Below are 12012 nucleotides of genomic sequence, written 5' to 3' on the forward strand. Positions count from 1 at the left end.
AATATAAAATCAAGGTGTTAAAACAATACCGACTCCTTTTGACTTTCAATTGCAAACATTGTAATGACAGATATTTTCGTTTAGAATTGCATGTTTGCTCTAAATCTGGATTGATATGCAGACAACACAAGCCGCATCCAACTGGGAGCTGTACAAGCGTTTGCTTGGATATTTAAAAAGCTATTGGAAGATGTTTATCGTCTCCGTAGTGGCCATGCTGATTGTCGCCGGTACCATGCCGGCTTTCGGTTACTTGCTCAAACCTCTGATTAATGAAGGTTTTGTTGATAAAAACATGAAAAGCATGTCATGGTTGCCGCTGGCAATTGTGGCGCTGTTTTTCGTTCGCGGCCTGTTTAACTTCATTAACGAATATTGCACGACTTATCTGTCCAGCCACTTGGTGCAGCGCTTGCGCGGTGAAATGTTCAACAAAATGATGCACCTGCCGACTTCGTATTTCAGCAGCAATACCGGCGGCCGTTTGATGTCTCGTATCTTGAACGACGTCAATCAAATTACCGATGCAGGGTTTAACGTCATTACCGTGATTGCTAAAGACGGCGTGAGCGTAGTCGGCCTATTGGGCTTGCTGACTTATCTGAACTGGCGTTTGACCCTGATTACTTTTATCATCTTGCCGGTTGTTGCTGTATGTATCCAAACAGTCAGCAAACGCCTGCGCAAACTGTCTGCCAACAACCAAATTTATCTTGGCCAGCTGATGCAGGTCTTGGGCGAAAGCATTAATGGTGAACGCGTTGTAAAAATCTACGGCGGTCAAGATTATGAAAACCGCCGCTTCGACCGTATTGCCAATGATGTTCGCCGCAACCTGCTCAAACAGGTTTCCGCCAGCTCTGCCGGTACCGGCATTACGCAATTAATGGCCTCGGTTGCTCTGGCTGCGATTATTTACGCAGCCGCCCGCCAAGCAGGACTTTCCGGCTTTAGTGCAGGCGATTTCATGTCGTTTTTGTCGAGCATGATCATGATGTTTGACCCCATTAAACGCATGACCGGCGTGATGCAATCCCTGCAACGCGGTTTGGCGGCGGCAGAAAGTGTCTTCACCTTTTTGGATCAACCCGAAGAAAGCAACGAAGGCAAACAAACCCTCAGCCCAAACCCTGGCGATATCGAATTTTGCGATGTTGTACACCGCTATCCTGAAGCCGAACGTAACAGCTTGAACCACATTAACCTGCTTGTACCGCAAGGCAAAGTGACCGCATTGGTCGGCGCATCAGGCTGCGGTAAAACCACCCTGGCCAATATGTTGCCGCGCTTCCTCAATCCGGATGAAGGCAAGGTCTTGATTGGCGGCATCAACATCAATGAATATACACTAGAAAGCCTGCGCAGCCGCATGGCATTCGTTAGCCAAAACGTTGTCCTGTTTAATGGTACGATTGCTGAAAACATTGCCTATGCTCAAGCTGACAAATTCAGTGAAGAAGAAATTATCAATGCTGCAAAAGCCGCGAATGCTTGGGAATTTATCCAAAAAATGCCGCAAGGCTTGCACACTGAAGTTGGCGAAAACGGTTTAAAACTGTCCGGCGGCCAACGTCAACGCCTCGCCATTGCGCGTGCACTTTTGAAAAACGCACCGATTTTAATTTTGGACGAAGCCACCAGCGCATTGGATAATGAATCCGAACGTTTGGTACAAACCGCATTGGAAAACCTGATGCAAAACCGTACCACATTGGTGATTGCCCACCGACTTTCGACCATCGAAAAAGCCGACAACATCGTTGTCATGCATGAAGGCAATGTCGTAGAACAAGGCACTCATCATGAATTGATTAGCGCAGGCGGACGCTATTCCGACCTGCACAGCCTCAGCGAAAAATCAGCCAAACCGGCAAGCAAGTAGCTGAACACAATATTCCATTCTTTTTATTAACCTTGGCCGCCCCGACTTATCCTTTTCAGACGGCCTTATCCGACAGGAAATATCAATGGCAGCATTCAACACCCAGAAAGTCTTGTCCGTACACCACTGGACCGACGCTTACTTCACTTTCACCTGTACCCGTGACGAATCTTTGCGCTTTGAAAACGGCCAGTTCGTCATGGTCGGCCTGATGGTAGACGGCAAACCGCTGATGCGCGCATACAGCGTGGCTTCCGCCAACTGGGAAGAGCATCTGGAATTTTTCAGTATTAAAGTACAAGACGGCCCATTGACCAGCCGCCTGCAACACCTTAAAGTCGGTGATGATGTCCTCATCAGTAAAAAACCAACCGGTACATTGGTTGCCGGCGACCTGAATCCGGGCAAACACCTCTACCTCTTGAGCACCGGTACCGGCATCGCCCCTTTCTTGAGCATTACCAAAGACCCTGAAATTTACGAGCAATTCGAAAAAATCATCTTGGTTCACGGCGTACGCTACAAAAAAGATTTGGCATACTACGACCGCTTCACTAAAGAATTGCCCGAACACGAATACTTGGGCGACTTGGTTAAAGAAAAACTGATTTACTATCCAATCGTTTCACGCGAAGAATATGTACACCAAGGCCGTCTGACCGATTTGATGCGCAGCGGCAAACTCTTCGAAGACATCGGCCTGCCTAAAATCAATCCACAAGACGACCGCGCCATGCTGTGCGGCAGCCCTGCCATGTTGAAAGACACCTGCAACGTCTTGGACGATTTCGGCCTGACCGTTTCTCCGAAAACCGGTGTCCGCGGCGACTACCTGATTGAGCGCGCATTCGTCGATCAATAACGTACGTCAGCAACAGGCCGTCTGAAACCCTTCTTTCAGACGGCCTAAACCTTAATAATTTATCCCACATTATGCCTACTCTACTCATCATCCGTCCGTCCAACCGTCCGCAACAAGATATCCAAACCTGCCATGCTGCCGGTTGGCAGGCTCAGGTATTGAGTCCGATTGAAATAGAGTTGGATCATTCGGCGCTAAAAAAACTTCCCGAGCAATTCAAGCAAGCCGATGTCGTGTTTTGGGTCAGCCCTACCGCTATTGAAACCGCAGCGCCGCACCTGAACTTTTCAGACGGCCCTAGAGCACACATTACCGTCGGCCAAACCAGCCAACATACTTTAGCACAATTCTCCCCCTATCCCGTATTCTCCCCCGAAGATGGCAACGACAGCGAAGCCGTCTTGAGAATGCCTATTTGGAAAAACCTGCCACCCAATGCCCAAGTTCTAATCATTCGAGGTCATGGCGGCCGTAATTTTCTGGCAGACAAACTGACCGAACTGGGTTTCCAAATCGACATCGCCGAAATCTATTTCAGACGGCCACACGCCATCGATTGGCAGCACTTTAAAACCGAAGACATCGCCGCCGCCTACGTTACATCCGGCGAACTTGCGCGCGAATTTTTCCATCAGATTCCGCCGCAATTTTCCCGATTCTTCGAATCCTTGCTATACTTTACCCATCATCCGCGCATTGCCGATGCGCTTCGCATCGTCGGTGCCAAACATGTAGAAACCGTCACTTCTCTATCCGCTGCACTTTCATCCATGCCACAAAGGAGCCAAGCAGTGAACCCAGTCGAAGACAATAAAGATACCCAACAAGTTGCCAATACGGCAGCTCCGGCGCCTGAACGTTCTGAAAACACTAGGCCGTCTGAACAAATCAAACCTACCCAACCTCAGCGAGTGGAGGCGAGCATGCCCGAGTCCAACAATCTCCCACAAAACAACTCCCCTGTTATCATCAAACAATCTGGCGGCAAAGCCTTGGCCGCAGGTGCAACCGTCTTGGCACTGCTTGGCCTAGGCGCGAGCGGATTCCTGTTTGTACAGGGTCAAAATGTTTTAAAAAACCAAGAGCTCGAATTCAACCAAAAAATCGACAAAGCCGCGTTAGGTGAATCTGAAAACGCCAGCCTTTTAAAAGACAACCTCAACCGCCAAACCGCTATTCAGGCCGAGTTAGACCGCCTGAACAACGGTCAAAAAAACAATAGCGATCAAATCCTGCAAACGCAGAAAGCTTATCAAGAGTTACTCAAAGGCCGTATCAACTGGCTGGTTGATGAAGCCGAATCCATGTTGAACACTGCTTCGCAACAATTGATGCTGTCAGGCAACCTCCAAGGCGCGGTCAGCGTATTGGAACACATCGACAGCCGCTTAAGCCGTTTTGAACAACCTGAACTTATCCCCGTCAAACAAGCCATCAGCAATGATTTGGCTGCACTGAAAAACCGTCCTTATGTCGATATTTCCGCTACTGCCTTGCGTATCGACCGTTTGGAAACTGGTATTTCCGGCCTGCCTTTGGTCTTGGACGGCGTATTGAAACCGGGTGCCGCGCCTGTCGAAGCCGCCAATTCAGGAACTTGGTGGGAAAACACATGGGAGAAATCCCTCAATGCCCTCAAAGGCTTGGTTGAAGTCCGTCATCTGGACAGCAACGACGCCATGTTGATTTCGCCCGAACAAACCTACTTCATCCGTGAAAACCTGCGCCTGCGCCTTTTGGATGCGCGCATTGCCCTGTTGCAACACAACGGCGAAGTGTATCAAAGCGATTTGAACAACGTTGAAGCAACCGTCAAACAATACTTCGACAGCAAATCCCCTGCTACGCAGTCATGGTTGAAAGAGTTGGCTGAACTCAAAGCCCTTGATGTCCGCATGATTTCAGACGACAGCCTGAAAGCCAGCTTGAGCGCCGTTCGTGCTTATCAAGAAGGTTCGCGTACACAAATGACGACCGAAGAAGCTACGCAAACCCAAGCTGCCGAGAAAACCGCTTCCGCTCCGGCTGCAACTACCGAGCAAGCCACCACTGCCGCTCCTGCTGCCGCTTCTGCCCCTCAGTCTTTAGAAGCACCTGCATTGCCGTCTGAAAACAAAAAAGAACCGGCCGCCGAAGCTGCCAAACCACAAAACCAAACCAAGCCTGCTGCCAAAATTAAAGGAGAGCAAGCATGAAAACCGTCGTTTGGATTGTCATTCTGTTTGCCGCCGCCGTCGGTTTAGCTTTAGCTTCCGGTATTTATACCGGCAACGTGTACGTCGTGGTTGAACAAACCATGCTACGTATCAATCTGCATGCCTTTGTTTTAGGCCTGCTGTTGAGCGTATTCGTCTTGTATTTCCTGATTAAATTCGTGTTCGGCCTCTTAAATATTCCAGTGCGTATGCAACGCTTCGGTATTGCCCGCAAAGGCCGTCAGGCTTCCGCCTCTTTGAACAGCGCAGGTCTGGCATATTTTGAAGGTCGTTTTGAAAAAGCCGAACAAGAAGCCGCCAAAGTCTTGCAAAACAAAGAAGCAGGCGACAACCGTACCCTGGCTTTGATGTTGGGCGCGCATGCAGCCGACCAAATGGAAAACTTTGAATTACGCGACCGCTATCTGCACGAAATCGAACAGCTGCCACAAAAACAGCAGCTTTCCCGTCATCTTTTGCTGGCCGAATCTGCACTGGGCCGCCGCGATTATTCGACTGCCGCACAAAACCTTGAAGCAGCAGCAAAAATCAATAGCAACCTGAGCCGCCTGGTCCGCCTGCAATTGCGTTATGCCTTTGATCACGGCGATGCTGCAGATGTCTTGGCAAAAGCGGAAAAACTGGTTAAAGCCGGCGCCATCAACGATTACGAAGCCGGACAGTATCAAAATTGGGCATATCGCCGCCTCTTAAGCGAAGTAACCGATGCAGGCAGTCTGAAAGCTTGTTTGAAACACATTCCAGAAAGCTTGAAATCAGGCGAATTATGTGTCGCGATTGCCGAAAAATACGAGCGTTTAGGTTTGTATGCCGATGCAGTCAAATGGGTTAAAACCCATTATCCGCAAAACCGCCAGCCTGAGCTATTGGAAGCATTTGTCGAATCCGTACGTTTCCTAAGCGAGCGCGACCAGCAAAAAGCCATCGACTTGGCAGATTCTTGGCTGCAGGAACAACCAGACAATGCACCGCTGTTGATGTATCTTGGCCAACTGGCTTACGGCCGCAAACTTTGGGGCAAAGCCCAAGGCTACCTCGAAGCCAGCATCGCCCTGCAACCCAGCGTATCCGCACATTTGGTCTTGGCGCGCGTGTTTGATGAAACCGACCAACCTCAAAAAGCGCAAGAACAACGCAATCTGGTTTTGGAAAGCGTGGCCGAAGAAGAACATCCGTCAGCCCTTCCTCAACCAAATTGATGTGCTGATTTCGCATTAAGCGACAGTATGAAATCTACAACAGAACCAACCATTTAATCATTTCAGACGGCCTCAATACATATCTAAGGCCGTCTGAACTTTGTCCAACACACCAAATCAGAAAGCCTATTTATCATGACTGCTCTGAAAAACGACACTTTCCTCCGCGCCCTGCTCAAACAGCCTGTCGAATACACCCCCATCTGGATGATGCGCCAAGCCGGACGCTATCTGCCTGAATATAAAGCCACGCGCGCACGCGCAGGCAGCTTTCTCGATTTGTGCAAAAACACCAAGCTGGCGACCGAAGTCACCATCCAGCCTTTAGAACGTTTTGATCTGGACGCGGCAATTCTGTTTTCCGATATTCTGACCGTACCCGACGCCATGGGTTTGGGCCTGTACTTTGCCGAAGGCGAAGGCCCGAAATTTGAACGCGCCTTGCAACACGAAGCCGACATTGCAAAACTGCAGGTTCCCGACATGGAAAAACTGCAATACGTCTTTGATGCCGTAACTTCTATCCGTAAAGCATTGGACGGCCGAGTTCCGCTGATCGGCTTCTCCGGCAGCCCGTTCACACTCGCCTGCTACATGGTCGAAGGCGGCAGCAGCAAAGAATTCCGCACCATCAAAACCATGATGTATTCGCGTCCTGATTTGCTGCATAAAATCCTCGACACCAATGCCCAAGCCATTACCGCCTACCTCAACGCCCAAATCGATGCCGGTGCACAAGCCGTACAAATTTTCGATACTTGGGGCGGCGTGTTGAGCGATGCCGCATTTAAAGAATTCAGCCTGAAGTACATCCGACAAATCGTTGCCGGGCTCAAACGCGAAAGCGAAGGCCGCCGCGTGCCTGTTATCGTATTTGCGAAAGGCGGCGGCTTATGGCTGGAAAGCATGGCAGAAATCGGCGCAGACGCATTGGGCTTGGACTGGACCTGTAACATCGGCGAAGCACGCCGTCGCGTCGGCGAACAAGTTGCCCTGCAAGGCAATTTTGATCCGTTTGTCCTCTTTGGCACACCGGAATCTATCCGCACCGAAGTCGCACGCATCCTTGCCGACTACGGCAACGGCAGCGGCCATGTATTCAACCTCGGACACGGCATCAACCAACACACCAATCCGGAACACGCCAAAATCTTGGTCGATACCGTACACGAATTGTCTCGTCAGTATCACCGTTAAAGAAAAAACGTAAAGGCCGTCTGAAAACAAAAAACACAATTATCGTGTAAATTTGTTTTCAGACGGTTTTTCTATATACTTAATATTTGAAGCTTGTCGGCCCAAACCTTCAAATTGAAAAACCCAACCACTCCCCACTTAATATGAATTTCTTAAAAGACATCACCTGGACCGAGATTTTTATCTTCGCCCATACCTGCGCCGCACTCGCCTGCATGCTGCGCGTGTTGTACAAACAAAAAAACATCGGCTCAACCTTTGCATGGCTGATTATCCTCTTCCTTTTCCCCGTATTCGGAACCATCGCCTACATCCTCATCGGCGAGCCGCGTCTCGGTACGGCCCGCGCCAAACGTACCGGCGAAATGAACCGTTTCTACCGCAACTTTGCCGCCGCCCACCTTACCGATATGTATCTCGATATTGCCGACCAAGTGAAATCGCGTTACCACGGCATCAGTAAAGTTGCCGAAAAAGGAACGGGGCTGGGTGCAACCCGAGGCAACGCCATGAGCCTGCTCTCAACCACCGACACTATCATCGACAGCATGCTTGCCGACATACGCGGCGCAGCACATTCCTGCCTGTTGGCCTTTTACATTATCGAACCCAAGGGCCGCATCGAAGAAATTCTAAATGAAATTCTTGCCGCCGCAGATCGAGGCGTAGACTGCGCCATACTGGCCGACGCCGTCGGCAGCAGGAGCTTTCTTGAAAGCGATTGGGTAGAGAAACTGCGCCAAGCCGGCGTTGAAGTACATACCTCCTTGCCTGTCGGCATCTGGCGTACATTATTCACACGAACCGACCTGCGCAACCACCGTAAACTCCTCGTCATCGACAGCAAAATCGGTTACACCGGCAGCTTCAACCTCGTCGATCCGCGCTACTTCAAACAAAACTCAGGCGTCGGCGAATGGATAGATGCCATGATGCGTTGCACAGGGCCTATGGTACTGGAGCTGTCAGCCGTCTTCTTCGCCGACCTTGCCGTCGAAACCGATAAAAACCTCCAAAACGTACAAACATACCTCAACCAAGCAAAAAACCTGCTGCCCCAAATCCTTCCCGAAAAAATGCAGCAAGGCAATATTGTTGCCCAAATCATTCCCTCCGCCCCCGAGCAAAGCAGCTTTGTCATCTACGAAACCATCATCAGCGCCATCTATGCCGCTACCAAACAAATCACAATTACCACCCCCTACTTCGTCCCCGACGAGCCGCTTCTCATGGCATTAACCGTCGCCGCCAAACGCGGCGTCAAAGTAACCCTGATACTGCCCGCCAAAGTCGATTCACTGATGGTACGCTACGCCTCACGCGCCTACTACCCTATGCTGCTGGAAGCCGGCGTCAAAATCGCCATGTTTGAAGGTGGCCTTCTGCATGCCAAAACCTTGACCATAGACGAAGACTACTCCCTCTTCGGTACGGTCAATATGGACATGCGCAGCTTCTTCCTTAACCTCGAAATCAGCCTCGCCATCTACGATCGCGACACCACCAAACAAATCTGCAACCTCCAACGTGACTACCTCAAAAACAGCAGCTACATTGCCATCAAATCATGGCAACAACGCTCCAAACTCCGCGGCCTCGTAGAAAATGCCGTCCGCCTGATGAGCCCTTTGCTGTAAAACATAAATATTTAGGCCATCTGAAAAATACTTTTCAGATGGCCTTTTTAAATAAAACACTGATAGACAAAATTCTTTATTGACAGATATTCAAGCTATCCCATCTCTCCCTCTCGGAAAAAGTAAGACTCAACCCCTTTCTCAGCTAAAGAATCTTTACTAAATTTAACTAAAATATAAACTAATTGATTTTTATAAAAATCCTATTAATTTTAGACTGGAATAAAACAGAATATATTTATTAATATTCATTAAGAATTTGATAATCATTATTATAATAATTAGAATAAGCAGTCAATTTTTTACTTAGGAAAAATCATGAATAAGGTCTCCTCTCCTGTATTCCGCCTTAGTATCATTACACTCGCATTATCAACAAGCTTCGCTCATGCCGAAAATTTGCAACCCGCAGAAACTGCCGAGTTGAATGAAATTAAGGTCACCGGTACTGCCGTACCGACTCGTGTAACCCGCAACCAGCTCGACCGCGAAATTTCGACCGATTTAAAACAAGTCATGAAAGATCAAATCGGTATGGATGTTGGTGGCGGCAACGGCGTAGCACAGTTTTACAGCATCCGCGGCGTTGGTGAAGACAAAATTAACCTAGAAGTCGACAACACCAGCCAATCCACAAAAATCTTCCACCACCAAAGCCGCTTCCAGCTTGATCCTGCTCTGGTGAAAAGCATCAACGTCGAAAAAGGCACAGGAGCGGCGAGCGCGGGTTTGGGTGCGGTCGGCGGTACCATCCGCGTAACAACGGTTGACGCCAAAGACCTGCTGACCGACGGCAAACCTTTCGGTTTCAAACTGGGCGCAGGCTTGAGCAGCAATAAAGGCTCAACCGGCAGCGCAGCGGTTTACGGCTATCAAAACGGCTTCGATGCCCTGTTTGCAGGCAACTTCCTCAACAACCGTGACTACAAAGACGGCAACGGCAATGTCAATCTCGGCAGTCGTCTGAAACAGCACAGCTACCTCGCCAAACTCGGCTACGACTTCAACGACGACCACGGCATCCGCCTGACCTACCGTCAGGAATACCAAAAAGGCAACCGCACCGACAAAGCCGAGTTCCAAAACGTTGACAGCTACATCGGCGTGGACGGCACTTATCAAAAAGAGCAGACCTACAATCTGGAATACCGTGGCCGTAACGTCGGCTTTATCGACAAAATCGATGCCAACGTCTTCCAAATCAACACCGATGACACCAAACCGCCTAAAGGCGCTCCTTCTCCAAAAGCCCAAGCTTCCGGCACGGCGCAAGGCGGCGTTCCCATCGGTCAGCTTGAGCTAAGCAAAATCAAAGCGACCGGCGCGAATCTGAACCTCGCCAGCTCCTTCGGCGACGGACACATAGTGAAATACGGCGTCAACTACCGCCACGAAACCTCCGAGCCGTCCGACAAAGGCGCGTGGCTGAAGATTCTCGGCCTGTATGACCGCGACAAAGAGAAAAAAGCCGAATACGGCGTGTACGCGGAAGGCATTTGGAACCTGCACCCCGTTACCCTGACCACCGGCCTGCGTTACGACCATTTCAAATACAACGCCGCCAGCAAACAAAGTGCGTCGCACGGACAACTCAACCCCAGCATCAGCGCGATTTGGGACATCAACGACAACTTCTCCCTCTTGGCAAACCTCAATCAGGCAAGCCGTGCGCCCCGCCTGAACGAAGCCCTGTTGGCTAACGAACGTGCAGGTGCCGCCGCCGATTTGGACAGCAACCTCAAAGCTGAAACTGCCCGCCGTGCTGAAATTGGCTTCAAATGGCGCAACGACAACTTCAACGTCAGCGGCAGCGTGTTCCACCAACGCATCAAAAACCTCATCGTCTATCGTTGGGCAAAAATCAACAACAACACCGCCTCCATCACCGAACGCGGCAAGATTTACAACGGCGGTACGCTCAAAACCTACGGCTACGAACTTGACGCATCCTATCGCTGGGGCGGTCTGACCGCACGCGCCGGCGTGTCCTACGTCAAACCCCGTCTGAACGGCGAAATGTACTACGGCGAAAGCCCGATTCAAGAGGAAGACCACGAAAGCTCGTTCACCTTCTGGAACACCGGCCGCCAATGGCTGACCGGTCTGTCTTACCAGTTTGAAAACCCCAAACTCGAAATCGGCTGGCGCGGCCGCTACGCCCAAAGCGTGAAATACACCGACGTCGCCCGCGGACTAGGCACGATACACGGTAAGAAAGCCGGTTACGGCGTACACGACATCTACGCCAACTGGCAGCCGCTGAAAAAAGACAACCTGAACGTCAACTTCGCCGTCAACAACATCGGCAACAAGCAATACCGTTCACACAGCCAACGCTTCCCCGACGGCAACGGACGCGTGCCCTTCTACGAACGTGGCCGCGAGTTTGCCTTGGGCGTGAACTATCGTTTCTGATAATACGAACGACGTTATGACGTTATAAGAAAATAAAAGGCCGTCTGAAATCCAGTTTTCAGACGGCCTTTTCATTGATTTTAATCTTGCCATATAACCTTGTGTTCAGAACCATATGTAATCTTTTTAATACTGCTTTCAAGAGGAATTTCTTTATCTAATACTCCTGAATATTCCGAACCTGCTAATTTTTGAAATAAAGTAATATTCAGCTCATCGTTGCGGCTAGTTGTTTTAATATCTGAAATACCCATTGCACTATTGCCTAATAAGCCTGTCAAATGAACCTGCCTATTCCCCTTAGCTTCATTGACAGTAATTTTAAAATTCCAAATATCTTCCAACTTAATTTCTTCATTAGAGAAAAAGCAGCCGGATAATATCAAGCCTGCAATACCCAGCATCATTGCCCTTATTTTCATAATAATTCCCTGATCGATTTAACAACTTTAGGTTCGATTCCCGAAGCTGATAGTACTATAAATTCTTAAATGCGTAGATTGGATTGATAAACCTAACGATTTCAATAAATTTAATAGTTCTGTTGGTCCTCAATTCAACCTACACTTATTAAGTAGGAATAGTATAAAAAGGCCGTCTGAAA

General features: G+C 49.5%; 8 protein-coding genes and 1 pseudogene. 8 read left to right on the forward strand and 1 reads right to left on the reverse strand.

Annotated features, from left to right (window positions below; genetic code table 11):
* The first annotated feature begins 115 nt into the window (after positions 1-115).
* The 8 genes and pseudogenes from msbA to DBY95_RS03520 all read left to right on the forward strand — a co-directional run bounded on the left by msbA (position 116) and on the right by DBY95_RS03520 (position 11408).
* Entirely contained in the window at positions 116-1882 is a 1767-nt protein-coding gene (gene msbA / locus DBY95_RS03490; RefSeq protein WP_107723400.1) for a lipid A export permease/ATP-binding protein MsbA, read from the forward strand.
* Positions 1883-1967: 85 nt separating this feature from the next.
* Positions 1968-2744, forward strand: coding sequence for a ferredoxin--NADP reductase (locus DBY95_RS03495; RefSeq protein ID WP_107723401.1), 777 nt, complete (start codon positions 1968-1970; stop codon positions 2742-2744).
* A 71-nt stretch (positions 2745-2815) separates the two neighbouring features.
* Positions 2816-3451: pseudogene (locus DBY95_RS10655) on the forward strand (uroporphyrinogen-III synthase); the annotation flags it as partial.
* A gap of 216 nt (positions 3452-3667) precedes the next feature.
* Positions 3668-4939: a uroporphyrinogen-III C-methyltransferase gene (locus DBY95_RS10660; protein ID WP_234394594.1), complete on the forward strand. Its 1272-nt coding sequence runs from the start codon at positions 3668-3670 to the stop codon at positions 4937-4939.
* A complete protein-coding gene (locus DBY95_RS03505) occupies positions 4936-6159 on the forward strand; it encodes a heme biosynthesis protein HemY (RefSeq protein WP_107723403.1) in 1224 nt (407 codons plus the stop codon). Before DBY95_RS10660 ends, DBY95_RS03505 begins: the two co-directional genes overlap by 4 nt.
* A gap of 135 nt (positions 6160-6294) precedes the next feature.
* The gene (gene hemE / locus DBY95_RS03510; protein ID WP_107723404.1) at positions 6295-7356 is read left to right on the forward strand and encodes a uroporphyrinogen decarboxylase; all 1062 of its coding nucleotides are present in this window, start codon (positions 6295-6297) and stop codon (positions 7354-7356) included.
* Positions 7357-7499: 143 nt separating this feature from the next.
* Positions 7500-8993 (forward strand): cardiolipin synthase, encoded by a 1494-nt coding sequence (gene cls / locus DBY95_RS03515; RefSeq protein ID WP_107723405.1) that lies wholly within the window; start codon positions 7500-7502, stop codon positions 8991-8993.
* A 318-nt stretch (positions 8994-9311) separates the two neighbouring features.
* Positions 9312-11408, forward strand: a complete 2097-nt coding sequence (locus DBY95_RS03520) for a TonB-dependent receptor plug domain-containing protein (protein ID WP_107723406.1) — start codon at positions 9312-9314, stop codon at positions 11406-11408.
* Between the two features lie 80 nt (positions 11409-11488).
* On the opposite strand, the gene DBY95_RS03525 is transcribed toward DBY95_RS03520, so the two are convergent.
* The gene (locus DBY95_RS03525; protein ID WP_234394581.1) at positions 11489-11815 is read right to left on the reverse strand and encodes a hypothetical protein; all 327 of its coding nucleotides are present in this window, start codon (positions 11813-11815) and stop codon (positions 11489-11491) included.
* Positions 11816-12012 lie beyond the last annotated feature (197 nt).

Origin of the sequence: Neisseria subflava, assembly GCF_003044935.1 — a bacterium.
GTDB classification, from domain to species: domain Bacteria; phylum Pseudomonadota; class Gammaproteobacteria; order Burkholderiales; family Neisseriaceae; genus Neisseria; species Neisseria subflava_E.

Excerpts from the sequence above, each read along its gene's own strand:
- DBY95_RS03505 (WP_107723403.1), top strand. The coding sequence starts at position 4,936 with ATGAAAACCGTCGTTTGGATTGTCATTCTGTTTGCCGCCGCCGTCGGT.
- DBY95_RS03525 (WP_234394581.1), bottom strand. The coding sequence starts at position 11,815 with ATGATGCTGGGTATTGCAGGCTTGATATTATCCGGCTGCTTTTTCTCT.
- DBY95_RS10660 (WP_234394594.1), top strand. The coding sequence starts at position 3,668 with ATGCCCGAGTCCAACAATCTCCCACAAAACAACTCCCCTGTTATCATC.
- DBY95_RS03520 (WP_107723406.1), top strand. The coding sequence starts at position 9,312 with ATGAATAAGGTCTCCTCTCCTGTATTCCGCCTTAGTATCATTACACTC.
- cls (WP_107723405.1), top strand. The coding sequence starts at position 7,500 with ATGAATTTCTTAAAAGACATCACCTGGACCGAGATTTTTATCTTCGCC.
- DBY95_RS03495 (WP_107723401.1), top strand. The coding sequence starts at position 1,968 with ATGGCAGCATTCAACACCCAGAAAGTCTTGTCCGTACACCACTGGACC.
- msbA (WP_107723400.1), top strand. The coding sequence starts at position 116 with ATGCAGACAACACAAGCCGCATCCAACTGGGAGCTGTACAAGCGTTTG.
- hemE (WP_107723404.1), top strand. The coding sequence starts at position 6,295 with ATGACTGCTCTGAAAAACGACACTTTCCTCCGCGCCCTGCTCAAACAG.